Raw genomic sequence first — 26074 nt, 5'->3', positions numbered from 1 at the left:
CACCGCCACCAACAACGGCCCGAGTAGTGCCTCCGGCGTTTCTGTAACGGGGGGCTTACCGGATGGTTACACCTATGTATCGGATAACGGCGGTGGAGATTACACCCCGGGAACTGGGCCATGGGCTGTGGGGGCTATAACAGCCAGCACAAGTAAAACGCTGGAAATAACAGCCACGGTTAAACCCACAGGCACCTATACCTTTCCTGGAAGCATCACGGGTGGACAAAGTGATCCGACAGCCGGCAACAATACTACTTCAACCACCACAACCCCCACCCCGATTACCGATCTGACACTGGGAGTGGCCGTGGATGAGGAAGAACCCGACGTGGGTAGCAATGTGACATTTACCATCACCGCCACCAATAACGGGCCCAGCAATGCCACCGGTGTTAACGTCTCTGCAATTTTACCAGCCGGATACACCCTAATTTCTCAAACCGGGGGAACCAATTACATACCGGGAACCGGGGCATGGTCAGTGGGCGACTTGGCAGCCAGCACCAATAAGACACTCGAGATCACTGCTTCTGTAAATCCATCGGGCCCCTATGCATTTAATGGGACCATTGCAGGAAGCCAGACAGATCTGATTACTGACAATAACGACGCTTCGACCACCACCACACCCCAACCGATTACCGACTTGGCACTCAACATGGCTGTCGACAATCCCACACCGGATGTGGGTAGTAATGTCACCTTCTCCCTGACTGCCACCAACAACGGACCGAGTAATGCAACAGGGGTTACCGTAACGGCCGCTTTACCGGCCGGCTACACCTACGTATCACATACGGCAGGAATGACCTACAGTTCAGGTTCATGGACGGTAGGCAACCTTGCGGCAGGCACCAATAAGACGCTGGAAATCACTGCCACTGTTAATCCAACAGGTTCCTATACATTTAATGGTACCATTGAAGGCGGTCAAACAGACCTGACTACTGGAAACAACAGTACCTCAACGACAACGAACTCTACAGATATTACTGATCTGGTAATCGATGTGACGGTCGATAATGCGACCCCCAATGTTGGCAGCCATGTGGTATTTACCCTGACTGCCACCAACAATGGGCCAAGTGATGCCTCAGGGGTTAACGTAACAGCTGCTTTACCTGCCGGGTACACCTATGTATCACACACATCAGGCATAGCTTACATTTCCGGCACATGGACGGTAGGCAATCTCACAGCCGGGACAAGCAAGGAACTCAAAATAACTGCCACAGTAAACCCTCCAGCTAACTACCTGTTCAATGCTTCTATTTCCGGGAATCAAAGTGATTTATCGACCGGGAACAACAGCGACCAAATCTCCATCACCCCACAACAAAGCGACCTTATCATTAACATGAGCGCTTCAGAATCTGATCCATTGGTTGGAGAGACCGTTACTTTCACCCTTTCGGCTACCAATGAAGGCCCCAATAACGCTACCAATGTGCTGGTCACTGACCAACTTCCATCGGGGTTTACCCATACTGGAAGTACACCATCCAAAGGTAGCTACAATGCCTCCTCCGGAATTTGGACCATAGGTGCCCTTGCAGTTAATGAAACCGTTACCCTGCAAATATCCTCCTCGGTCAAGGCCCCTGAAACAGGAAATAATTACCTTAATAAAGCCTCCATAACCGGTGATCAGTACGATCCTGATACCAGCAACAATGAGGCGAAAGTTTTGGCTGATCCACAGCAGAGTGATTTATCCATTATAGTAACAGCTGACCAATCGGACTACTACGTTGACAATCAACCGGTTTTCACTATAACCATCGACAACGAAGGCCCTGACGAGGCAAGTGGTTTGGCCATTAATGCAGTGGTCCCTGCGGGCTATTCAGACATTTCAGACATCTCCTCCGGGGGGGTATTGTCCTCCGGCACCATCAGCTGGAGCAACAAAAATCTGAATAATGGAGCAAGTCTTTCTTTGACCTTCAAAGCCACCATTGATCCGCCCCAACAGGCCGCCAACGAGTATCAGGTTGCAGCATTCATTGCGGCCTTCGACCAATTTGACCCGGTTGAGTCCGACAACTCCGCATCCCTTACGCCAAACATTTTAAACACACCACCGGTTGCTAATGCCAATGATGCAACAACCGATGAAGATACCCCCCTAAATGTCAATGCAGCCAATGGTGTTCTGAGCAATGACACAGATATAGATGGGGATCCATTAACCGTCACCCAGTTCCGGGTCAACAGCATGACCAGACCGGCTGGAACAGAACTGACATTCACTCAGGGAAAACTGACCATCCATCCCAATGGAAGCTTTACCTATACACCGGCTTTAAATTTTAATGGCGCTGTCCCCGAAATCTCTTATACTGTTTCAGATGGAACTACCACCTCAACAGGTATCCTGGGCATCACCGTCAACGCCGTGAATGATTCCCCGGTTGTCACCGATGACTATGTATATACAGCAGAAGGCACGCCTGTTAATTACAGCATTCTGGCCAATGACAACGACCTGGCCGATGGATCAGCGGGCGGTCTGGATGGCAACACTCTTAAGATAACCCAAGAGCCCAGTAATGGGACCCTCACGATACTGCAAAACAACCAAATCATTTATTCGCCCCATACCGGATTTTATGGCAACGATGAAGCAGAATATGAAATTTGCGATCTTGGCTACCCCGGCTCCTTGTGCAGAAGTGCAAAAATTTTCTTTTCCGTTGCCCGCCGTTCCCCTATTGCCAACGATGATACGGCTGAAACGGATGAAGACGAAGCGGTTCAAATCGATATTTTATCCAATGATGATGATACCGATATTGACCCGACCACTGTTGAAATAATTGTGAAGCCAAAATATGGCACAGCCAACTATTTGGGTAATGGAATGGTCGAATATATGCCTGATCAGGATTTTAATGGCACCGACTTTTTCACTTATACCGTAACCGACCGGACCAATCTGACCAGTAATGAAGCCAGAGTAGATATTACCATTCACCCGGTGGATGATGCCCCTGTAGCAACAGATGGCTTGTATTCCACACGCGAAAACCAGCCCGTGGTCATTCCTATGAGCGAAAGGGTGAGTGATGCTGACAACAACATCGACTGGAATAGCATCGCCATTGTAGCCCAACCTGCCAATGGACAAGTCACCACTGGTCCCGGAACCGGCGAGGTAAGCTATACACCCGACAACCACTTTTTCGGCACCGATGAATTTCAATTTACACTGAGCGACCTAACCAGCCTGACCAGCAATGTGGCCACAATAAGCATTCAGGTCTCTGATCAGGCGCCAACGGCCGCGGATGATGTGGCCAGCACCAACGAAGACGAAGCGGTGATCATTCATGTGTTAGACAATGATACCGATCCACAAAATGATATAAATACGGCCTCCGTAGCCATTTCCCAGGCACCGCAAAACGGCAGCGCATCTCCCAACGAGGACGGCACTGTCACTTACACCCCCAATCCGGATTATTTTGGGGAAGATTCCTTTTTCTACAAGGTTTGTGACGATATAGACTATTGCGACGAGGCCAGGGTGACCATCACCATAGATCCCGTAAATGACGCCCCTGTAGCTGTGGATGACGAAGTCACTCTCCCCGAAGACACCTCTGTCCTTATTCGTGCTTTAAACAATGATTTTGATGTGGACAACGCCAACGGAGAACTGACACTTACCATTGTAACCCAACCTCTAAATGGTGCCGCCCAATTGGTTTCAGAACCAATTGGCATTCAGTACACGCCCAATGAAAACTATTTTGGTACCGACCAAATCATTTACCGCATCACCGATCCAGATGGCTTGTGGGATGAAGCCACCATCAATCTAAGCATAACCTGGGTCAATGACACACCCTTGTCGGCCAACGACCAATATGGCCCAATTTCCTTGGCAGGGGCCACCCTGGATGTACTGGCCAATGATAGCGATCCGGACGACAATCTGGATCCTTCCAGCCTTTCGATCTATGAAGCGCCAAAAAATGGTACGGCAACGCCCAATCCCGATGGAACGATATATTATTTGCCGAATGAGGACTTCTTCGGAAATGATAGCTTCCTCTATCAGATTTGCGATGAGGAAGGCGCCTGTGCACAGGCTCAGGTATCTTTAAGCGTTATTGCCGGTAACGGCCCGCCCCAAGCCAATAATGATGAATACACCTTATCCGAAGATGAACCTTATTTATTTAATCCCATAGGAAATGATCAGGATCCCAACAACAATATAGATCCATCCACCTCCAAATTATTCAGGCCCCCGAAAACGGGACACTGGAATTTATGGGTGATGATGGAAGTATGCAATACACCCCGGCAGCGGATTTTTATGGCAGCGATTCTTTTGTTTATGAAATCTGCGACACCGGAGACCCGGTTTATTGTGACCAGGCCACCGTCAGCTTTACCATTACACCCGCCAATGATGCACCTCGACCGCTACCTGATTTCTTCAACACCTATGATATGACCACAGTCACTATCCAGGTACTGAACAATGATGCGGAACCGGAAGGTGAAGCCATGTCTGCCTCTTTAACAACGCAGAGTCCGTCCACATTCGGTGAATTTTTCATGAATGAAGCCGGTGAATTTACCTATGAAGCCTACCCCGCAGTTATTGCCAAACAGATACAGTCTATTATCAGGTATGCGATCCCCACAACGCCTGTGCGGAATCCTTCATCGTCATTGAAATCAGCCCCCTGGATACAGACGGAGATGGCATTCCCGATTATCAGGAAAAAGACCTGAACCTCTATAATGGCGATCCCCTGGACCACCATACCATGACTGATTGGCCCGACACCGACGGAGACGGGACGCCTGACTATCTAAGTACGGATTCAGATGGTGACGGTATTCCTGACGAAGTTGAATCTGGCATAATCGATCCATGCGAAGATTTGCCTAGAGACACCGACGGAGATGGCATTCCCGATTATCGGGATCCGGATTCAGATGGCGATGGTGTGCCAGATGCTGAAGAAGGAACCGGCGACTGCGACAACGACGGCATTCCCAATTACCTGGACCCCTTTGATGATTGTGCTGACAGACTGAACGTGCCTTCAACCTTCTCGCCCAACGGCGATGGCGTAAATGATTACTGGGTTATTCAGGGAGTTTCAGATTTCCCGGATAATGAACTGAGTATTTTCAATCGCTGGGGAAACCTCGTATATCAAAAATCACCTTACGATAACAGTTGGGATGGCAGAGCTTCATCCAGTGTTTTTGGTTCGGACGAACTGCCCGAAGGCACCTACTTCTATATTTTAAAAATGAATGAAGAAGTGTACAAAGGAAGTGTATATATCAAAAAATGATGCGGTCAATAAAAAGAAAAAGAATAATGCAAAGACTAAAAATAAGAGCCCTTTTAATACTCTGTTTCACCTGGATGTGCCAGAATAACCTATCGGCACAACAAGATCCGTTGTTAACACAGTACATGTTTAACACCCTGGCATTAAACCCGGCCTACGCCGGAACAAATGGGGTGTTAAGCGCCATGGTAGCCTCCAGGCATCAATGGATGGGTTTTGAAGATGCGCCCACCACACAGACTTTCACGATTCACACGCCCTTTGCCAAAAAGAATTTTGGCACGGGTCTGACCGTGATCCACGACCAAATTGGTCCGGTCACCAACACCTCGGCCTGGTTCGACTATGCCTACCATCTTCGTTTCAACGGAAAGGCCAAACTGGCGCTTGGATTAAAGGGGGGATTTAGCTATTTCCAGAAAGACCTGAGTCAATATATGAATGAAGTCGGTGCCGATGATCAAGCCTATGCAGAAACAACGGAGCCACAATTGCTTCCCAATTTTGGCTTTGGTGCCTATTTGTGGTCGGACCGCTATTACGTGGGCCTTTCAACTCCACGATTGATAGAGAACGAACTGGATGACAGCGACCCATCTTCCACTTTTATTTCAAAAGAAAACCGCTTGTATCTATTAATGGCCGGATATGTGTTTCCACTGGGTGCAGAATTGAAACTTAAACCCTCCTTCATCGTTCGGGCCACTGAGTCTGCTCCCGTGTCATTCGACATCAACCTGAATCTGTTGATAAGAGAAAAACTATGGATAGGGGGCTTCTTCAGACCCGATGAATCCATTGGAGGAATTGTGAAATACCAAATCACCAATCAGTTAAGTGCAGGATATGCCTACGAAACCGGATTAAAAGACCTGGTTTCACAGTTCGGGGATACGCACGAAGTCATGCTCAGCTTTGAATTCAATTTCAGAAAAGAGAAAATTCTCAACCCAAGATATTTTTAAAATGCAAAGAAAACACGCCATCTATATAAAAAACAGCCGTTCCTCTTCCTGCTGGAACCGATCGGGCCTGACAGGTGTATTTTTAATACTTCTGCTTCTGGTCTCCTCTGCAGATATGACCGGCCAAAACAGATTATTAAAAAAGGCCGATGAAGCCTACAGCGAATTTAACTATAACAAAGCCCTTAAAAGGTACCAGAGGGTGGCATCCAAAGGCGATTCCAGATACCATGTAACCAAAAGAATTGCAGACTGTTACCGCCAGTTAAACATGCCTACACACGCCGTTGAATGGTATGAGAAAGCCATCGCCTTCCATGATGTGGATGCAGAGACCTATTATCATCTGGGGTTGGCCTTGCGAACCCTGAAACGCTATGAAGAATCAGATGTCTACCTGGATCGGTTTCACACCATAATGCGCACCCATAAGCCGCGACAAGGATTGTCTGCCGAAGACTATTTATACCACTTACGTTCCGACTCCGGTCGTTTTTCAGTCAGTCACCTCAACATCAATAGTTCCTACTCCGAGTTTGGACCTGCGTTATTGGACAATAAGGAACTCGTTTTTTCATCCAACCGTCCGGGCAAATCCTATATAAGGCATTTGGATACCAGAAACAACCAGCCCTTTTTTGATTTGTACAGCGCTAAGGTGGAGAATGCCACGCAACTCAGCTTCCCACATCCCTTTTTACCAGGCATTAAAACAGGTCTCAATGACGGACCGGTCAGCTTTACCTCAGATGGTCAACAAATGTACATCACCAGAAATATCGACGAAAATCCGGAAGGCGTATCTGAAATGGATGTTTTTGTAGTTAGAAAAAGAGAGGGGAAATGGCAAAAAACACTTTCTTCCCTCCCTTTGAAAATCAAGGGTTATTCCATTGCACATCCTGCTATTTCGCCCGATAACGAAAGGCTTTATTTTTCCTCAGATATGCCTGGCGGGTATGGTGGAATGGACCTGTATTATAGTGAAAGAAGAGGTGGATTTCTTTCCCAGCCTGTTAATTTGGGCCCGCATATTAACACCCCCGGCAACGAGGTATTTCCCTTTATCGATTCAAAAGGAAGACTATTCTTTGCTTCGGATGGATTACCCGGACTGGGCGGATTAGATATCTTTGTAGTGCTGGCCATGGCAGAGGGATTTTCGAATCCACACAACCTGGGACCCGGCATCAACAGCCCCTACGACGATTTCAGCTTAATTTGGAACGAAGCCAACGATGGCGGCTATTTTGCCTCCAACCGACCAGGAGGAATGGGTGAAGATGATCTTTACGCCTTCAAAGCACAAAGTCCACTTACCTTCACACAGGTAAAAGGCACCATCACCAATGAAACCACCGGACAACCAGAAGAAGATGTAAGCATCTCCGTTTTCAAAAATGAAGACATCCCCGTCGCCTCTTTTGAAAGCGATGAGGACGGCTTTTTCTCCATTCATTTGTTAAGCGATGAGACTTATACCGTTCGCTTTCGAAAACGCATGATGCAACCCATTGAAAAAACCATCACACCAGATGAAATGAAAGCATTTGGAATACTTAATTTCAGTTTTGATCTGGCACCCAGATAAAAAAATCGTTAGTTGAAGAATTAAAACTTCTGCAACTAACGATTTTTTATTTAGGTCATCTGTTTAAAAGGGCAAATCATCCTGTGGCTCGGCAGGTGGAATATCCGTCTCTACATATGGAGGCGGAGGAGCCGGCTCTCCCACGCTATTACCATCCGCACTGGCTTCCACACGCCAGGCTTCCAAATTGGTAAAATAATTGACGCGTCCGTCTTTTTCCCATTTTCGCCCTTTAATATTAAAGGATACTTTTAATTTATCACCCAACTGAAAAGGATCCAACAAGCTGCACTTATCCTGAATCGCCTGAAATTTGATCAAATCATTCCAGTCCGGATTACGCTCATTAATCACCTCAATCACAAATTCACGCTTCTTAAAAGAGGCATTGATATCAACCGTGTCTTCTTTAACAATTAAGTTTCCCTCTATTTCAAAATTCATCTCAAATATTTTTAAAATTATGGTCTCATGAAGCTGGCATGAGCGACTTATTCCGCGTCAACAATTACAATCTTATCAATTTTATCACCCGCGCGAATCTGGTCAATCACATCCAGGCCTTCAACGACTTTGCCAAAGCAGGTATGCTGACGATCCAAATGGGCCGTGTTCTTGCGGCTGTGACAAACAAAAAATTGTGAACCACCTGTGTTTCTGCCGGCATGCGCCATACTCAGAACGCCTCGGTCGTGAAATTGATTTTCACCATCCAATTCGCAAGGAATTTCATACCCGGGTCCACCTGTTCCCACTTTAGGATTGCCTGGCTCTCTTGAAAAGGGGCATCCCCCCTGAATTACAAAATCAGGTATCACACGGTGAAAACTTAATCCATCGTAAAATCCTTCTTCCGATAGTTTAATAAAATTCGCCACCGTTCCCGGCGCATCATCATGATAAAATGACACTTTCATCACTCCTTTGGGAGTATGTATTTCTGCACGCTTCATCTTTATTTCTTTTAATTAATCAAACAGGCATCTGCCAAACGCAATAAAAGTTTAAAAATAAGGATAATTACCGTGAGGGACAAAAGTCTTTTAAAAAAATCTTTTTACGTATGCAGCAAGCCAACAAAACCAATATTTCTTACCTTTGTTCTAACTACTAATCTTATGAGAATGATCAAAACACCCGACATATATCAAATCAAAATAGAATTAGCCATTGTATCCCCTACAGTCTGGCGAAGGCTGGAAGTTCCCAACGACCTGTTTTTGCATGACCTGCATAAAGTTATACAAACATCCATGGGTTGGGAAAATGCCCATTTGCATCAATTCCTCAAAAACGAACGAATTTTTGGCATAGCCGATGATGAACCGGAACTTTCTGACCGGTTTATGGATTATACGTCCATACGCCTGATGGACCTCTTGAAGAAAAAGGGCGACAGCATGCAATACATCTATGATTTTGGTGACTATTGGCAACATGAAATCATTCTTGAAGGCATTCATGCCCCTGATAAGAGCCACTATTACCCCATATGCACAGCCGGAGAACGCAATTGCCCGCCTGAAGATTGCGGAGGCCCTTCGGGCTATCAGGAAATGCTTAAAGTCCTGAATCATCCGGGGCACCCCGACCGGGAAGCATTGATTGACTGGCTGGATGAGGACTGGGAACCTGAGGAGTTTGATTTGGATTATACCAACAACTTGTTACTGGAAGATGATTTTGGCTGTCTGCCCATGATCGAATAAAAAAAGCGATTGTCCCGGTGGACAATCGCTTTTTTTTATTACCTATCAACCTAATGACCTATCGACCTAAACACCTACTCAATACCCAAAAGTTCCACTTCAAAAATAAGCGTTTCATTGGGACCAATAGCTGATCCGGCGCCCTGTTCTCCATAAGCAAGGTGTGAGGGAATAAACAGTTTCCACTTAGAACCCACCGGCATCAACTGTAAAGCTTCGGTCCATCCGGCAATCACTTGGTTAATACCAAAAGTAGCAGGTTCTCCGCGTTCAACAGAACTGTCAAACACCTCCCCATTGGTCAGGGTGCCATGGTAGTGACACAGAACACGATCTGTAGCAGAAGGGCGTGGGCCGGTACCTTCCACCAAAACTTCGTATTGCAAACCACTTTCAAGAACGGTCACCTCAGGACGCTGGGCATTTTCAGCCAGGAATTCGTCAGCATTGGCGGCATCAGGTGATGACAATTGCTGTGCCTGCTTCTCCTGTTGCGCTTTTTCAAAAGCACCCCGGAGATAGACATCAGCACTCATTTCATCAAAAGCAGATATCCCGTAGGCCAACTCATTTATAAAGGCCGCTTTAAAAATGTCCTTATTCAAACCACCAAACTGATCTTCTCTAAACTCAAAATAAGAATCATTAACACCCACATTAGAGAAAAGTTGAGCAGCTGCTTCCACATCCAATGAATCAAAGGCGGTTTGGTTAATCATTTGTTTAAATTGTTGCGCCTCCAAAAAACCCAGAGCGTAACTGACACTATCCAGCTCATTTTCCATTTCAACTTTGCCAGCCCCTGGGACCTTTTGATTACAGGCTGTACTAAACCCAACAAGAGCTATAACAACTAAAGAATAAACGATACGTTTCATAAATTTTACATTTTGTTTGTTAATTATTTCTCAATAGCCAATAATTCGACTTCAAAAACAAGACTGGCATCCGGACCAATAACGCCACCTGCACCATGACTTCCATAAGCCAAATCGGAAGGTACGTAAAGACGCCATTTAGAACCCACCGGCATCAGCTGCAGTGCTTCAACCCATCCCTGGATAACCCCATTCACAGGAAAAACTGCAGGCTCTCCCCGCTGAACGGAACTATCAAAGACAGTACCATCTATCAGTGTTCCGTGGTAATGACATTGAACCTTGTCATTGGCATCCGGAATTTCCCCATCACCGGATTTAAGCACTTCGTATTGAAGTCCGCTTTCCAGCGTCACAACGCCTTCTCGTTGACCATTTTTTGTGAAAAAGCCAGCGGTCTCCTGGCGACTCGCTTCCTGCATCTTTTCCTGAATGGCTTTAAAATGATTTTGCAACAACTGATTGGCTTCATCCATACCCATGGCAGGAATTTCTTCTTCTAAAATCGATTTGAGACCTCTCAAAAAATCATCATATTCCAATTTTTCCAAGCCTGAGGTACTCAGACTTTGGGCAATATTCATACCTAATGCATAACTAATTTTATCCATGTGCTGTTCTTCGTTTAAAAATTTGCCGAAAGTTACAATAAAATTTTGGACCCACCGACTCCTTCGATTATTCCTTGGTGGCCCGCAGCATTTCTCTTTTTCCGGGTGGTCCGGGAATGCGCTCCACCTCAAAACCGGCCGCCTGCATCGACCGGCGTACGGCACCTTTGGCTGAATAGGTTGTTAAAACACCACCATGCGACATCTTATTAAAAATGTTTCTAAAAATGGTATCCGTCCATAGTTCCGGTTGCTTTTCGGGTGCAAAAGCATCAAAATAGACCAAATCATAGCGGGTTTTGAACTCAAAATCACACAAATCAACCTTTAATTTGGTCAATAAAAAATCATCTTGAATGACCATTTCTTGATCCCAGACGCCTGCATGCATGGCAGAGAAATGACGAAGCACCCTTTCTCCGCCCAACAATTGCGGATAATTAATCAAAGCTGTCAAGTCAGGGTCCACCGGATACTTCTCGAGTCCATGGTAATGAATGATGCCCTCGGGTTTATGAATCCATGTCAACAAAGCATTTAAACCGGTGCCAAAACCTATTTCCAAAATATTCAGGGCCGACTTAGGCCTGACATTCTTCAGGCCGGCTTCAATAAAAACATGCATGGATTCCTGAATGGCACCATGAAACGAATGGTAGTGCTCATCCAGATCAGCTCTGTACAAAGTGGAGCTACCATCTTCTGATATTCTCAATTCAGGACGCATGTATCAACTTTTAATGACATTCAATAATCTTTTATTCTTTACTAATAACCGTATTTTGTCGCAAGCGGGAGGGCAACAATACAATCCAACGACTCTTTTTGGAAGGGTGTCGGCTCCATCCCCCTTGCTTTAAAACCAGCCAAAACCATAAGGGCAACAGCGTGCCCTTGAACACGCTCGTTAAAGAGATGGCTCCCCAGATACCAAAAAGGCCATAGGCCGAAAAAGCCATTAACAACCAGGCTAAGGGAATCCTCAATCCTGTAAAAACAATACCTGTCAGAGATGGCGGAATGGTTTGACCAATTCCGTTAAATGCCCCCCTGGTAGTAATCTCATAAATCATAAAGACCTGAGAAATGGCCAAAATGTATAAATATACCGCCCCCAGGTGTTGAGAATCAGGATCGCTCAAAAAAACAGAAAATATAGACTTGCCAAACAGAAGAAAAACAGCCGTGACAGCAAGGCCCAATACGGTGCCTATGAGCAAAGTGTATTGATATCCTTTGCGAATGCGTTCCCAATTGCCAGCTCCATAATTTTGTCCGGTAAAACTTCCCAGCGCCGTAGCAAATCCGGTAGAAGTCATCCAGGAAATGGCTTCTATTTGTCCGCCAATACTTTGTACAGCAATGGCGATGGCACCATATTCGGCCACCATGCGGGCAATAATCATGGCAAAAAAGGCAAAAAGAGCGCTCTCCGAAGCCACCGGGATCCCCAGACTAAAAATTCTTTTTGAGATGACCTTGTCGAACCTGAATTGTCCCAAATGAAGCGCCACCATTTCCTGAACGCCGACAAAGCGCACCACAAAGATCAAAAACACCAGTAACTGAGACAAAAATGTAGCCCAGCTGCGCCTGAAACACCCATCTCGGGAAATATCCACCAACCAAAAATCAAAACCGGATCCAGAATCAAATTGAGCAGCACCCCCGCTGTCATGTACAAAAAGGGAGAACGACTGTTACCCATCCCATTGTATATTCCGGCAAAAGTAGGATTAACAAAAGTAAACAGGAATCCCAGTGAAACGATACGTAAATAAAGGCTACCATCACTATTGACAACCGAAGAAGCGATGCCAAAAACGGAGATCAGTTGAGGGGCCCAAATAAAAGAGATGAGGGCATAAACCAGAGAAATGATAAGTGCCCAAAAAAGGGCATGCCGGATAAAGCGCAAAGCAGTGGAAGGCTCCTTTCGACCCAGTGCCTGAGAGACACCCACTTCAGCTCCCACACGGGTAATCAACAACAGCGAAAACCCAAACCAAACATAAAAACCGGCTACACCAACAGCTGCCACCGCATCCTCCCCTACTCTGCCCAACCAGATCATATCGGTCAAGCTGTAAGTCATTTGCATAAATGACGCCCCTATGGTTGGCAAAGCCAATCTGAACAAGTGGCTCAAAATAGGACCTTGCGTTAAATCCGTTGGACTATTTTTCATAGAACACTTGTCCCCCTTACAATAGGTCGCTAGATTATTAGGTCGTTAGGTATTAGGTAAGAGCAAGTCCTTAATTATAAGTCAATGACGCATACAGGCGACAGTGTCATAACTACTTATAAATTAAGCAAATAAAAAAGTTTAACGAACTATTGCCTTAGAAACGATTTAAATTTTGTTTACAGATTAAAACTTGATATCATAAAGATCTTTACCGTCCTTTGTAAAAGTTTCCACGTTCATATCGGTCAAGGGATGACTCCTCATTCTTTCCAGGATTTCAAAACTCACCGTTACAGAATAACAGCCGGTCAATGTCACCCGATGCACCTGATCAACCGTTTTAAAACTAGCACCAAGTACCTTCGTCGGCATCTTATAGTCTGTAAAACTCTTGACAATATCTCTGACCACCTCAATACCGTGAGAAGAAATATTATCCAAACGACTCACATACGGCGCCACGTAGTTGGCGCCGGCCCTGGCAGCCACAATGGCCTGCAAATGCGTGTAAACAGCGGTTGCCGTCACCTTAATGCCACGCTTCTTTAACATGGGAATGGCTCTGTAACCTTCCTCAGACACCGGGATTTTGGCATAAAAATTCACATTCTCTCCAACAAACTTCCGATAAGCTTCTGCTTCCGCCACCATTTTTTCGGCAGTGGTACTCAGCATCTGAACGTGCAACATTTTATCGCCCACCAACTTAACCAGTTCCGGCAAAATTTTAGACAAAGGCTTTCCTTGTTCAGCAAGAATGGTGGGATTGGTGGTAACGCCCTCAAGCGGAAAATAGGAAAAGAGCTTTTCAATTTCCTTCAGATTGGCAGTATCGGCTAAAAACAACATAGTACTGAATTTTATAAAAGTGGATAATAAAAAAACCAGCTCAAAATTAGCTGGTTTTTTTATGAATACATTCAGAAAAAAGGTAATTTTTCATTATTCCTTCATAGTTGGCTGGCTTTTTTCGGCCAGTTTATTCACTCTTGGCTGAACAAACCACAGTCCCACAGGAAACAGAATGAGCCATATAAACTCAGCCGTAAACCTATCAAAAGATACCACCTTATTCAATTCTGCCGTTTTAATCACCTTAGCAACAAAATAAAAACAATAAAACTGACTAACCATGAAAAGGATTTCCAACGGAATCACAAAAACCAACAGGCCGGTTAAGACATTGGCCATAGAAAACTGGCCCATGCCCAAAATGGTGGCCCCCCAGAGCCAAAAAATCAAAACCAGAAGAATTATGGCGACGGGTACCGCAATGAAAAACCTAAAAGTCCCATTTGAGAAAAAAGAAGAAATATTAAGTTGTTTGAAGAGTTGATGCCCCACCGACCACATCCAGAAGTAGATGACCATTTGCGAAAGGACTACGGCAATAGGAATAACAAAGAAAAAATAAGCGCCATTCAACACGTACATAGGAACAAACAATCCGGAAATTAAAATCAAAAGGGGAATGACAAATACAGCTAAAAACAATTGCCAGCTTTTGGCCAATAAAATTCGCTTCATGAAGTTCAGTTATATGTGTTTATACGACTCATTAAATACCCGAAAGCAGGGACATCCTTATTTAACGGAAAAATCAGGCATCGGTTACAAAAAAATGAAGTTAAAAATATTCGTTTATTTTACCATTTGATAAAAAAAAGCCTATCTTTAACTCGCTTATTAATATTTTAAATACCTTAGAATGAACATTTTCGTTGGCAGCTTACCCTTTAGAACGGAAGAAGCTGAATTAAAAGAGCTGTTTGAGGCTTATGGTGAAGTAGCATCCGCACGGATTATCACTGACAAATTCTCAGGCAGAAGCCGGGGTTTCGGCTTTGTAGAAATGCCAGATGACGCAGCAGCGCAAAAGGCCATTGATGAACTGAACAATTCAGAGATTGATGGACGTGCCATCGTTGTTAACAAATCAGAAGAACGCAAAGAAGGTGACAGACGTCGTCCTTCCGGCGGTTCAGGCGGTAACAGAGGTGGATTTGGTGGTGGCGGAAGCCGCGACGGCAACAGAAGAAGTGGCGGCGGCGGCTTTAATCGTGACGGGGGTAACAGAAGGGAATACTAATCCAAATCTGTCAAACGAAAAGAAGGAATGGGTGCTCCAAGAAAGCCACCTTACTATATAATTCTTATTAAGAAGACGTTACAGTTTTAAACTTCAGCGTTTTCTTTCAAAGACTTAAGTAAATCTTTTTGATCCCTTAAAAGGGGGCTGACCTGCCGGTCAGCCCTTTTTTATTCACAACCAGGGCATACTTCGCCCTTAAATTCAATGGCCACGGTGGGATGATCAATTCCATAATTCCGAATAATTCGGTCCGCTTCTTTACGAATACCTTGCTGAGCAAGTCCGGAGGCATCACCATCCACCACAACATGGATACTTAACACATGGTAATTGCCATCCAAACTCCAGATGTGCGTATCATGCACTTCATGGATGCCATCCACGGTCAGCAGCTCCTCCTCCATTCCTGACTTATCAAAATCAGAAGGGGTGGTTTGTAAAAAAACGCCTAAAATCTTCCGCATATTTCCAAATACATGGAAAAGGATATAAATGGCCACTCCAATGGATAACAGGGGATCGATCCAAAACCATCCGGTGTAATGAATGATAATACTGCCTATCAACACAGCTACCCATCCCAAAACATCTTCCATCAGGTGAAGCATGACCGCCCTGTTATTGAGAGAAGCATTGCCGCCCTTTAATCGCAAAACCGCCAGGCCGTTAAAAAGGATCCCCAAAAGCGCCATCCACATCATTCCTTTGGCCATCACCTCTTCTGGTTCAAATAAGCGCGGAATGGCTTCCCTGAGTATGATAATACTGCCGGCAAAAAGTATCAAACTGGTGAGCAAAGCGCCCAAGGTTGAGAAACGTCGGTAACCATAGGTATAACGGTTATCCCGGCCCTTTTCAGCCACCTTTTCAAGCCATAAAGCACTACCAATGGCCACCGTATCACCCAAATCATGGACTGCATCAGAAAGGATGGCCATAGAATTGGTAAGAGCTCCGCCAACAAATTCGATTATGGTAAAAAAGAAGTTGAGCGCAAAAGCCACCTTCAGGCGCATTCTTACCTTACCCGCTTCCTCAGGCTTTTCTTTAGAGTGATGATGATGATGTCCCATTTTTTCAAGTTTACCCTACAAATTAAGACAAAACAAAACGACCGTGCAATATCCAAAAATAAGGAGTTCTGACAAAAAAACGCCACCGATCAGTTAATAAAACTCATCGATGGCGTTTCAAAACCACTTAAACAATAAAAAAAAATCAGAGAATGGTCATGGACCAGTTTTCGTTATTCAACTTAATAGCAGATTTCTTTAATACTTCTTTAAAATAGAAATCATTGGTAAAACCTGCATCCTGTAATTCCCAACCTGCTGCAAAAGCATACTCTGAAGGCGCATTTTCGGTTAACTGCAAGGCCGTTAAATGCGTTTCAATGACGCCCTCACCACTTTCAGGGGCCGCTTTATAATGCAGAAACTGATCGTCCGGGATAAGAACGCCAAGTCCAAGAATCTCCTCATTAAAACCCTGATTACCATAGGTACCAAAAATCTTAACCCCTTCATAGGTCTCTTCAAAGACAGGTAGTTCATGCATGTCAACAATTCCGGTATAAAGCATCTCATCCCCCTGCAAGTCCTCTACCCATACCTGACTGCGGTAAAAATGATCACCGGCATATATGGAAATCCGGTGAACCACATCATAGGTCCGATCGCCGGCAGGCACGCCATTAAAGGTCAGGTCAAAAACCGAACGAACGGGCCCCTCACTGATCAAATGAAAACCAGCCGCTTCAGCTGGCCCCACCCGGTAAATCTCGTCACCAATCCCAATGGCAATGGCACCGGCACCTAAGGAATTACCCACTTTCAAAATATCCATGCCCCATTCATCGAGTTCATGGTAATTCTGATCATTGATACCCGCCTTATCCAAAACCATTTCACTGGTGCGCTTTCCAAAGATATCCATGCCATTACGGGCGTCATAATAGTTACGAAAGCCAACCACATCGTTTTCCCAGGCCGGTCCTTCCATTTGATATATGGCCGAAATGGTGGGACTGTCCGTTGACTTTAAACGGGCCTCATCGCTTACTTCCTGGTCAGGCGACTCCTTGCGGGCAAATCGGACATTGGTCAAATGAGTCATTTCTCCCAGAGTCGATTCATCCACTACTTCAAAACTCAATTGCAGCAATTCATCCTGGTTAAAGTTGGCCTGAAAAACCAACTCATCCCACTGGCCATCTCCGTCAACATCGTCCAGCTGCGAAATAAGCAAGCGCTCTCTTTGATCTGTTACCTTGATGGCTGAGTTGTCCGTCCATTCACCCTTTAGCAGGGAATCTACGGTGGATCGTTCCACCACAAAGGACTTGCCCAACACCGGCTGGTTGTGCGGATTCTGAACTTCAAGAAGCGGCCCGTCAGGCGTCAGGCAAGAGGTGGCTATAACTACCACCATTAAAAATAAAATTGAAATTTTCGATTTCATAATGGTTATTTTAGAATAATAGTTCGTTACTGAATATCATGAGTATAATTTTACCTCTCAACCTAACGATCTATTGTTAGAAGTGTTGGAATTATAAATCATTCTCGCCCTTCACATAGCCGAAGTTGGCCAAAATACCACCATCCACGTACAATACGTGTCCATTCACAAAATCACTGGCTTTAGAGGCCAAAAACAAGGCAGCGTTACCAACATCTTCAGGCTCTCCCCAACGACCGGCAGGTGTGCGCGTCATCACCAAATCATTGAAAGGATGGTTACCTTCACGGATTTCGGCTGTCTGCGAGGTAGCAATGTAACCGGGTCCGATACCATTGATCTGCAAATTGTACTTGGCCCACTCACAAGTCATGTTGGATGTCAGCAACTTAAGACCACCTTTAGCAGCAGCATAGGCAGAAACAGAGTTACGTCCATACACACTCATCATGGAGCACATATTAATAATTTTTCCTGAGCGCTTTTCAATCATTTTGGGAGCCACACGTTTGGCAACAATCAATGGGGCTACCAGGTCCACATCAATCACTTGACGGAAAGTATCCATGGGCATGTCCAAAATTGGAATACGCTTAATAATTCCAGCGTTATTCACCAAAATGTCGACAGATCCCACTTCCTTCTCAATTTGAGAAATCCCCTTATCAACCTCCTCTTCCTTGGTCACATCAAAAACAAGCGTATAAACATCTATGCCGTCTTTCGCATATTCTGCTTTACAAGTTTCCAGACGCTCCTTGGAAAGGTCGTTGACACAAACTTTAGCTCCGGCTTGTCCCAGAACTTTTCCAATGGCCATACCAATACCGTGTGTTCCACCGGTAATAAGGGCTACTTTCCCTTTCAGGTCAAATAATTCGTTTATCATTTTTATAATATTTAGTCGTTAATATAATTGTTCATTATTGTTTTGCAAATCACTGATTTTAAATGACTTGCACTTATTGATTACAGAGACATAACTTGCTGAATATCACGGATTTAATTTTACCTATCCTCCTAATAATCTATTGACCTAACGGTCTATTATAATAAATTCTTCACGTAAAGGTGTAAAACAATCAATAATTCTTACATGCTTGGTTAAACGCTGTATGGTGTGTGGCACATCCGACTTCATCGCAAACATATCACCGGCTTTCAGATGGACAGGTTCTTCATCGCCCGCCCATAAAAGCACTTCCCCCTCAGCCATGAACGAAACCTGCTCATGCACATGTTGATGAAAGGGATCGGCAGACGTGGTGGGACCGTCGTAAAAATCGACCACCACCAACATCAGATGATCTGTATGAATGATACGCCGCTCAATCCCCTCAGCTACTTTAGTAACAGCGGCATCTTCATATTTCTGAAAATAATCTGCCAGCATAGTTATCTCAATTCAGATGGTTTACGGCCATCCATGTCGCCATAATCCAGGTTTTCGCCTGCCATACCCCAAATAAAGGTGTAATTGGCTGTACCAGCAGCACTATGAATACTCCAGGAAGGAGAAATAACCGCCTGATCATTCTTCATCCAAATATGCCGTGTTTCCTCAGGCTGTCCCATAAAGTGACAAATCACCTGCTCATCGGGTACTTCAAAATAGAAATAAGCTTCCATTCTGCGGTTGTGGGTATGAGGGGGCATGGTATTCCAGACGCTGCCTGGCTTCAATTCCGTCATTCCCATTTGCAACTGACAGGTTTCCACCACACTGTTCACCAAAAGCTTATTGATCTGGCGGTGGTTAGCTGTTTCAAGACTTCCCAGGACAGCCACTTCCGCATCGGCCAGGGTCACTTTTTTATTGGGGAACTTTTTATGGGCCGGGGCCGAATTAATATAAAGTTTGGCCGGCTTGGCTTCATCTTCAGAGAAAAGCACCACGTCCGTATTTCCACTACCCAAATAAAGGGCCTCTTTGTAGCCCAGTTTATATTCCTCTCCATCCGCTTTAATGAGGCTGGTCCGCCCACATTAATGATGCCCATTTCCCTGCGTTGAAGGAAAAATTCGGCCTTCAATTCCTCAAAGGGCTCAATGGCAGAACCCTCCTTGCCAGGCATGGCTCCACCAACAATTAAACGGTCGTACATGGAGTACACCATTTTCACTTTTCCTTTTCTGAATAGATCCTCCACTAAAAAATCATTGCGAAGTCTATCTGTATCATAACTTTTGGCATCGGCCGGATGGGCCGCATACCTTAATTCCCAATCCATCATAATTCTAATTTTTAATGGTTTAAAATTCAATTACTTAAAATAACGCTTTAAATCTCTTTTGGCAAGTTGAAAAACTTTCACCGGCTGAGGTGCCATCTCCTCGGCCTTTTCTCCGCCGTCGCCCTGGCCTACCTTCTGGACAAACAGACTGAGTTCACCGCTGTTCCGCCACAATTCCGTATCAAAGGAGGGTTCCCATTGCCCGACTTCCAAATCCTCAACCACCCTTGTGGTCCAACTCATCACAGCCCCGGTGGCAGCGGAAGCCAATACAATGCGATTGTCCGCCTCTTCATCCCGGTAAACCAAATAAAATCGTGTACCAGTAGAGGTTTCCTCTGCCAACAATTGAGGCCTGCTCATGGGAATACGTCGGGTTCCACCTCCGCCGAGATAAAAGGGCGTTTGGCGCTCAGAAGCCTGACTTCGTTGCCAAGATCCATTTTGATGGTAGACCACAAAATACTGCGGCACAGAATCACCCTGAGCCGTCCAGTAAGTGGCAATGGCCGGATTACCCGCTCCGTCTGTAGTAATGGAGGTTTGATTAATCAGGCTGCTCTTTTGTGGTATCTCCCAAATGACTTCAGAACGCTCGTAAGTTACCGGTACTTCCAGTGCTTCACCTTCCGAGGTCTCCCAGGATACGCCGCCATCGGGCGAGTAGGCATAGCACAGATTGTGATTGGTAGAAACATCCCAGGTGTCGCGCCATACCCACGAAAGATGTATGCCACCGGCATTATCTACCGACATTTGCCAATAAGCATTCCGCTTACCTTCACCACTCACCAGGTTGTCATGCACCCGACTCCAGGTTTGATTTTCGAGGTCGTAACGGTTCAGAACAATATTTCCGGCTCCTGAGGCTCCGTAGCGGTAGACAAATAACAGATCTCCATCCGGCAGGGTGTAAAACTCGGGATAGGTCACTCCGTCATCTTCAAAACCATCCACCATATTTAATTTAGGGCCCAATTCCAGACTACCCGGTGCTACTGAACGGGCGTAATTCAATGGCCCGCCGTGATGGTCCCAGGACACGTGTAAATAACCATTGCCATCCACCATAATACTTATAACATTGTGGGCATCCCATACATTCCCTTTGTAGGGTGTCACTTGTAACTCCCATTCATCACTGTTAAGGGTCCGCTTACCCAAAACCATTTGGCCGGTACTATCGTAATAGGAGATATACTGATGTGTCGCATCCGACACCAGTGAGTTTTTCCTGAAAATAGTCGCATTCACCGAGGTTTTGGACCAGCCGGGTCCCACCTCCGAAATCATTGGTCTGCTGTTACATGATGTTACCATCAAAGTAACCATCAGCAGCATCCATCCAAAACCAGTCTTCATATACATTAATGATTTATCCATAATATGACCTTACTTATTGTTCACCGTGGCCCGCATAGACGACTCTCTGACAAGCAATCTGACGGGCACCACCTCTTCCTGATCCATCCCGGTCATGATCTGACCACCGATGACTCTTATCAGTGCATTGGCCGCCCGGTGCCCCATGTCATAAGCATTTTGCTCAACAGTTGTTAACTGCGGCGTTATAAAGCCGGCAAAAGGCTCATTGGCAAAACCAACCACGCCCATATCCTCCGGCACCCTCAAACCACAATCATGGATGGCTTGAATCGTTCCTACTGAAGCAAAGTCGCCGGCACAAAAAAAAGCATCTACCCGATGTTGTTTCACTAATTGCAAGGCTTTTTCATAACCGGTTTCCCGGGTAATGGCGCCCTCAAAAACCAATTCGTCAAAATCCAAAGAAGCCTCTTCCATGGCATACCTATATCCTCTGTGCCGCTCACTGTAAACATTCACTCCCAAAGACCCGGTCAGGTGGGCTATCCGGGAATAACCGCCCCTTATTAAATGCTTGACAGCCATGTAGGCGCCTGAAAAATTATCATTCACAATCCGCGGACCAGGCACTTCCTTATTAACCCGGTCAAACTGCACCACAGGAACGCGTTCTTCTGTAGCCTTGCGGGCCATTTCAAAATCAACGGTCTCCATGGCATGGGACATGATGATTCCGGCTACCCTGTTTTTTAACAAGACCTGAAGGGCCTGGTTTTCCAGTTCGGATTTTTCATGACTCTGGCATATCAGCAAATTGTAACCTGCCGGGTTTAAAATCTCCTCAACAGCACTGATGACATGGCTAAAAAAATGACGATTGATACGCGGGACCAACATTCCTATGGTGTCACTTTTGCCACGCCGCAATGAAGATGCCACAATATTGGGCTGGTAACCCATTTCCAATGCCTTTTCCTGCACCCGCTTCCGGGTGGATTCACTCACCCGAAGATTTCCTGCCAATGCTCTGGAAACAGTGGATGGCGTTATTCCGAGTGATCGGGCAATGTCTATTATGGTGGTACGCTTCATCCCGCTTTTTTTATTTACAAATACAAAAATACAAACGATTGCACAAAAAACACAATTTACGAACAATAATTTTCTTCCTCGACAATAAGATATTCTGAACCAGGCATTCTTTTGAAGAAAATCCCGCGAGAAGATCTGCTTCAGAAAGATCATCATTTTATGTTGATTGACTGATGATTAACAAAAAACACACCTTATTTGGGTAAAATAACACCTATGAATAATTCAAATAAATTTGGAAAAATTTACAAGTCACCGTATCTTCGTGTTCGTTAACGACAATAAACAATTATGGGAAAATTTATTCATGAAGACTTCGCTCTAGAAGGCAAAACAGCACAAAAGCTGTATCACGATTTTGCAGAAAAACTGCCCATTGTAGATTTTCACTGCCACCTTTCACCCCAATTAATTGCCGAAAACCACCAGTTCGAAAATCTGGGAAAAATCTGGCTGGAAGGCGACCACTACAAATGGCGCGCGATGCGCACCAATGGAGTAGATGAGACGTATTGCACCGGCAATAAATCATTTCGTGAAAAATTTCAGAAGTGGGCCGAGACGGTTCCTTCCACCATAGGCAATCCCTTGCATCACTGGACACATCTCGAACTGGCACGCCACTTTGAAATTTACGATTTACTCTCTGCTTCCAATGCTGGTCGCATATATGATCAGGCCACTGAAATGCTGCAGCAGGATGAATTCAGCACCAGAAACCTGCTTCAGAAAATGAATGTGAAGGTGGTCGGCACCACCGATGATCCGGCCGACTCGCTGGAACACCACAAAGCCCTTAAAGATTTCACCGTTAAGGTGCGTCCGACTTTCCGGCCGGATAATGTTTTAAAAACAGAAAACACCACAGCTTTCATCGCTTATATTGAGAGACTGGAAGCGGCCTCAGGTAAGTCGATTGATTCATTGGAGGACATGATCACGGTTCTGGATGAGCGCCATGACTACTTCGACAAAATGGGCTGCCGCGCTTCTGATCACGGACTGGACCGGCTTTATTATACCGCAGATTTTCAAACCGGAGCAGATGCTTCCTTTAAAAAACTGATGGCCGGTGAAGCGCTTAACCCCGAAGAAACAGAAGGGTACCGCACCTATGTCATGTACGAATTGTGTAAAATGAACCACAAACGTGGCTGGGTACAACAATTCCATCTGGGTGCCATGCGTAACAACAACACCCGCATGTTCAACAGTCTGGGTGCTGATGTGGGCTTCGACTCCATCGGAAACCCTCAGGATGCGAACAAGATATCACGATTTTTGGATTTACTGGACACTGAGGACAAACTGGCCAAGACCATATTATACAACCTGAATCCATCCGACAATGAAATGTTTGTCACCATGCTGGGCAACTTTCAGGATGGTAAAACACCGGGGAAAATTCAATATGGTGCCGGCTGGTGGTTTCTGGATCAGAAAGTAGGCATGGAAAAACACCTCCGGGATTTATCCGTGCTGGGATTGACTGCCCGCTTTGTGGGTATGGTGACGGATTCAAGAAGTTTCCTTTCCTACCCCAGACATGAGTACTTCCGTCGCATTCTTTGCAACTATTTGGGCACTGAAGTCGACAAAGGCTTAATTCCCAATGATCAGGAACTGCTCAAAACCGTTGTGGAAGATATCTGCTACCACAACCCCATGAGGTATTTTGAATTTTAAGTCATTAATTAAATAATAATCATCTATCTAAATCAAAGTATAATGACACCTAGAGTTGTTTCGTTTGGAGAAATTATGTTGCGGCTTTCAACGCCCGGCTATCAGCGTTTTGCACAGGCTACCTCATTTGATGCCTGTTATGGTGGCGGCGAGGCCAACGTGGCTGTATCACTGGCCAATTATGGCTTGATTCGTCCTTTGTAACGGCCTTGCCTAAAAATGACATGGGCCGTGCCTGCCACATGGAATTAAAAAAATATGGCGTTGACACCAAAGATATCGCCTTTGGGGGCGAGCGTTTGGGTATCTATTTTCTGGAAACCGGAGCGGTGGCCCGTGCCAGCAAAGTGGTTTACGATCGTGCGCATTCCGCCTTTTCACAAGTTGAAAAGGGTCAGTTCGACTGGGACCAGATTTTTGAAGGGGTTTCATGGTTTCACTGGACCGGTATAACACCAGCGGTATCTCAGGGTGCCGCTGATGCTTGTCTGGAAGCCATTCAGGCTGCCAACAAAAAGGGCATTACCGTGTCCACCGACCTGAACTACCGAAAGAATCTTTGGAATTATGGCAAAAAGGCCAGCGAAGTAATGCCTGAACTGGTGGCTGGCTGCGATGTGGTTCTGGGCAACGAAGAAGATGCAGAAATGGTATTGGGCATCAAGCCGGAAGGCATTGACGTAACGGGCGGACATGTGGAGGCAGAAGCCTACAGAAGCGTTTCCCAGCAAATCATGAAGCGCTTCCCGCGTGTCAAAAAAGTCATCACAACCCTGCGGGGTTCTGTTAGCGCCAATCACAATTCATGGTCGGGTGTATTGTACGATGGTAAAAACCTGTACACGGCGCCTACCTACCAAATCACCCATATTGTTGACCGTGTAGGTGGAGGCGACTCGTTTATGGGTGGCTTAATTTATGGCTTACTGACTTACACCAACGATGACGAAAAAGCCTTGCGTTTTGCCACGGCAGCTTCCTGCCTGAAGCATACCATTAATGGTGATTTCAACCAGGTAACCGTTGAAGAAGTAGAAAAATTAATGGGCGGTGATGCCTCCGGACGGGTTTCAAGATAATTTAGGCCTAAGTGTCAACATCGCTTGAAGAAAGCCTGTTTTTCTATCGGTCTCTTGCTGGTATAGAGGAAAACCGGTAAACACAAAGCATTGAAGTACTAACATGATCCGGTTGAATGGACCAGAGTGTCCATTCAACCGGCATTAATAAATAAAATAATGGCAAAATATAATCGCAGTGAAGTATTTGCAGCATGAAGGAAACCGGCGTGGTGCCGGTATTCTTTCATGCAGATCTGGACACCTGCAAAAATGTAGTTAAAGCCTGTTACGACGGCGGTATCCGTGTCTTCGAATTTGTCAACAGAGGCGACTTTGCACACGAAATTTTCAGTGAATTGAACAAGTACGCACTGAAAGAATTGCCCGGCATGATTCTGGGCGCAGGTTCGCTGGTAGAAGCAGGCACCACTGCCTTATACATTCAGGCCGGTGCCAATTTTATTGTGTCTCCGCTGTTGAATGAAGAAATGGCCAAAACATGTAACCGCAGAGGCGTGGCCTGGTCCCCCGGTTGTGGAACCATTTCTGAAATCAGCAAGGCCCAGGAACTGGGTGCTGAAATCGTCAAATTATTCCCAGCCTCAGAAATAGGTGGCCCTTCATTCGTAAAAGCGGTCAAAGGCCCCATGCCATGGACCAACATTATGCCCACCGGAGGGGTGGACACTTCAGAAGCTAACCTTAAAGGCTGGTTCAATGCGGGCGTTACCTGCGTAGGCATGGGTTCCAACTTGTTCCCCAAAGAGATCATGGATAGTGGCAACTATGCGGCCCTGACCGACAAAGTAAAAGTGTTAATGGAAACCATTCAAAAAGTAAAAAAATAG

The 26074-nt window shown here is 45.5% G+C and carries 26 protein-coding genes and 2 pseudogenes; 12 read left to right on the top strand and 16 right to left on the bottom strand.

From position 1 onward, the window contains the following. The 6 genes and pseudogenes from JCM15548_RS10355 to JCM15548_RS10335 all read left to right on the top strand — a co-directional run. Positions 1-4099 (top strand): annotated as a pseudogene (locus tag JCM15548_RS10355) (Ig-like domain-containing protein); the annotation flags it as partial. 185 nt (positions 4100-4284) lie between these two features. Continuing rightward, a pseudogene (locus JCM15548_RS26615) lies at positions 4285-4353 on the top strand (Ig-like domain-containing protein); the annotation flags it as partial. Between the two features lie 114 nt (positions 4354-4467). Continuing rightward, entirely contained in the window at positions 4468-4755 is a 288-nt protein-coding gene (locus tag JCM15548_RS26710) for a hypothetical protein (RefSeq protein WP_062125004.1), read from the top strand. Further along, on the top strand, positions 4686-5330 hold the full coding sequence (locus JCM15548_RS10345; protein ID WP_500778315.1) for a T9SS type B sorting domain-containing protein: 645 nt from the start codon (positions 4686-4688) through the stop codon (positions 5328-5330). Before JCM15548_RS26710 ends, JCM15548_RS10345 begins: the two co-directional genes overlap by 70 nt. A gap of 26 nt (positions 5331-5356) precedes the next feature. Further along, the gene (locus JCM15548_RS10340; protein ID WP_162198212.1) at positions 5357-6295 is read left to right on the top strand and encodes a PorP/SprF family type IX secretion system membrane protein; all 939 of its coding nucleotides are present in this window, start codon (positions 5357-5359) and stop codon (positions 6293-6295) included. Position 6296: 1 nt separating this feature from the next. Beyond that, positions 6297-7886: a carboxypeptidase regulatory-like domain-containing protein gene (locus JCM15548_RS10335; RefSeq protein ID WP_062124998.1), complete on the top strand. Its 1590-nt coding sequence runs from the start codon at positions 6297-6299 to the stop codon at positions 7884-7886. Positions 7887-7949: 63 nt separating this feature from the next. Here the strand turns inward: JCM15548_RS10335 and JCM15548_RS10330 are convergent, their stop codons facing one another. Together JCM15548_RS10330 and JCM15548_RS10325 are read right to left on the bottom strand one after the other, a co-directional pair. Further along, positions 7950-8330 carry a DUF3127 domain-containing protein gene (locus tag JCM15548_RS10330; RefSeq protein ID WP_062124996.1) on the bottom strand — a complete coding sequence of 127 codons (381 nt, stop codon included), beginning with the start codon at positions 8328-8330 and terminating at the stop codon, positions 7950-7952. A gap of 47 nt (positions 8331-8377) precedes the next feature. Next, the gene (locus JCM15548_RS10325) at positions 8378-8839 is read right to left on the bottom strand and encodes a peptidylprolyl isomerase (RefSeq protein ID WP_062124994.1); all 462 of its coding nucleotides are present in this window, start codon (positions 8837-8839) and stop codon (positions 8378-8380) included. A 165-nt stretch (positions 8840-9004) separates the two neighbouring features. Here JCM15548_RS10325 and JCM15548_RS10320 point away from each other — a divergent pair, with 165 nt between their 5' ends. Continuing rightward, positions 9005-9595 carry a plasmid pRiA4b ORF-3 family protein gene (locus JCM15548_RS10320; RefSeq protein ID WP_062124992.1) on the top strand — a complete coding sequence of 197 codons (591 nt, stop codon included), beginning with the start codon at positions 9005-9007 and terminating at the stop codon, positions 9593-9595. A 74-nt stretch (positions 9596-9669) separates the two neighbouring features. On the opposite strand, the gene bamJ (JCM15548_RS25405) is transcribed toward JCM15548_RS10320, so the two are convergent. The 7 genes from bamJ (JCM15548_RS25405) to JCM15548_RS10285 form a co-directional block, all read right to left on the bottom strand. Beyond that, a complete protein-coding gene (gene bamJ / locus JCM15548_RS25405; RefSeq protein ID WP_062124990.1) occupies positions 9670-10473 on the bottom strand; it encodes a BamJ family beta-barrel-assembly machinery protein in 804 nt (267 codons plus the stop codon). A 23-nt stretch (positions 10474-10496) separates the two neighbouring features. Beyond that, the gene (gene bamJ / locus JCM15548_RS10310; protein WP_062124982.1) at positions 10497-11084 is read right to left on the bottom strand and encodes a BamJ family beta-barrel-assembly machinery protein; all 588 of its coding nucleotides are present in this window, start codon (positions 11082-11084) and stop codon (positions 10497-10499) included. A gap of 67 nt (positions 11085-11151) precedes the next feature. Then, a complete protein-coding gene (mnmC2, locus tag JCM15548_RS10305) occupies positions 11152-11811 on the bottom strand; it encodes a tRNA (5-methylaminomethyl-2-thiouridine)(34)-methyltransferase MnmC2 (RefSeq protein WP_062124980.1) in 660 nt (219 codons plus the stop codon). Positions 11812-11842: 31 nt separating this feature from the next. Further along, positions 11843-12706, bottom strand: coding sequence for an MATE family efflux transporter (locus JCM15548_RS10300; protein ID WP_162198211.1), 864 nt, complete (start codon positions 12704-12706; stop codon positions 11843-11845). Next, positions 12634-13272 (bottom strand): MATE family efflux transporter, encoded by a 639-nt coding sequence (locus tag JCM15548_RS10295; RefSeq protein ID WP_062124976.1) that lies wholly within the window; start codon positions 13270-13272, stop codon positions 12634-12636. Before JCM15548_RS10295 ends, JCM15548_RS10300 begins: the two co-directional genes overlap by 73 nt. 186 nt (positions 13273-13458) lie before the next feature. After that, positions 13459-14124, bottom strand: coding sequence for a transaldolase family protein (locus tag JCM15548_RS10290; RefSeq protein WP_062124974.1), 666 nt, complete (start codon positions 14122-14124; stop codon positions 13459-13461). Positions 14125-14217: 93 nt separating this feature from the next. Continuing rightward, positions 14218-14802, bottom strand: a complete 585-nt coding sequence (locus JCM15548_RS10285) for a hypothetical protein (RefSeq protein WP_062124972.1) — start codon at positions 14800-14802, stop codon at positions 14218-14220. A gap of 181 nt (positions 14803-14983) precedes the next feature. Here JCM15548_RS10285 and rbp point away from each other — a divergent pair, with 181 nt between their 5' ends. Next, a complete protein-coding gene (rbp, locus tag JCM15548_RS10280; RefSeq protein WP_062124970.1) occupies positions 14984-15364 on the top strand; it encodes an RNA-binding regulator in 381 nt (126 codons plus the stop codon). Between the two features lie 170 nt (positions 15365-15534). Here rbp and JCM15548_RS10275 read toward each other — a convergent pair whose 3' ends face one another. From JCM15548_RS10275 to JCM15548_RS10245, 7 genes are all read right to left on the bottom strand, one after another. Next, on the bottom strand, positions 15535-16440 hold the full coding sequence (locus tag JCM15548_RS10275; RefSeq protein WP_062124968.1) for a cation diffusion facilitator family transporter: 906 nt from the start codon (positions 16438-16440) through the stop codon (positions 15535-15537). 145 nt (positions 16441-16585) lie between these two features. Further along, a complete protein-coding gene (locus JCM15548_RS21095) occupies positions 16586-17827 on the bottom strand; it encodes a DUF4861 family protein (protein WP_227625692.1) in 1242 nt (413 codons plus the stop codon). Between the two features lie 91 nt (positions 17828-17918). Continuing rightward, positions 17919-18716 (bottom strand): gluconate 5-dehydrogenase, encoded by a 798-nt coding sequence (locus JCM15548_RS10265; protein WP_062124967.1) that lies wholly within the window; start codon positions 18714-18716, stop codon positions 17919-17921. A gap of 147 nt (positions 18717-18863) precedes the next feature. After that, a complete protein-coding gene (locus tag JCM15548_RS10260; RefSeq protein WP_062124966.1) occupies positions 18864-19220 on the bottom strand; it encodes a cupin domain-containing protein in 357 nt (118 codons plus the stop codon). 2 nt (positions 19221-19222) lie between these two features. Beyond that, positions 19223-19768: a 5-dehydro-4-deoxy-D-glucuronate isomerase gene (gene kduI, locus JCM15548_RS10255; RefSeq protein ID WP_262486998.1), complete on the bottom strand. Its 546-nt coding sequence runs from the start codon at positions 19766-19768 to the stop codon at positions 19223-19225. Positions 19769-20091: 323 nt separating this feature from the next. Then, on the bottom strand, positions 20092-21423 hold the full coding sequence (locus JCM15548_RS10250; protein WP_062124965.1) for a BNR repeat-containing protein: 1332 nt from the start codon (positions 21421-21423) through the stop codon (positions 20092-20094). A gap of 30 nt (positions 21424-21453) precedes the next feature. Continuing rightward, positions 21454-22479, bottom strand: coding sequence for a LacI family DNA-binding transcriptional regulator (locus JCM15548_RS10245; RefSeq protein ID WP_062124964.1), 1026 nt, complete (start codon positions 22477-22479; stop codon positions 21454-21456). Positions 22480-22770: 291 nt separating this feature from the next. Between JCM15548_RS10245 and uxaC the strand changes: the two genes are divergently transcribed. The 4 genes from uxaC (at position 22771) to JCM15548_RS10230 (ending at position 26074) form a co-directional block, all read left to right on the top strand. Then, entirely contained in the window at positions 22771-24165 is a 1395-nt protein-coding gene (uxaC, locus tag JCM15548_RS10240; protein WP_062124963.1) for a glucuronate isomerase, read from the top strand. A 42-nt stretch (positions 24166-24207) separates the two neighbouring features. Beyond that, positions 24208-24369, top strand: a complete 162-nt coding sequence (locus JCM15548_RS26605) for a hypothetical protein (protein WP_227625691.1) — start codon at positions 24208-24210, stop codon at positions 24367-24369. Between the two features lie 20 nt (positions 24370-24389). Then, the gene (locus JCM15548_RS10235) at positions 24390-25244 is read left to right on the top strand and encodes a sugar kinase (protein WP_262486996.1); all 855 of its coding nucleotides are present in this window, start codon (positions 24390-24392) and stop codon (positions 25242-25244) included. Between the two features lie 194 nt (positions 25245-25438). Continuing rightward, positions 25439-26074, top strand: coding sequence for a bifunctional 4-hydroxy-2-oxoglutarate aldolase/2-dehydro-3-deoxy-phosphogluconate aldolase (locus tag JCM15548_RS10230; protein ID WP_062124961.1), 636 nt, complete (start codon positions 25439-25441; stop codon positions 26072-26074).

Source organism: Geofilum rubicundum JCM 15548 (assembly GCF_000974365.1).
GTDB lineage: Bacteria > Bacteroidota > Bacteroidia > Bacteroidales > Marinilabiliaceae > Geofilum > Geofilum rubicundum.
The sequence above is the reverse complement of the archived record's forward strand: the minus strand, read 5'-3'. Positions and strand labels throughout refer to the sequence as shown.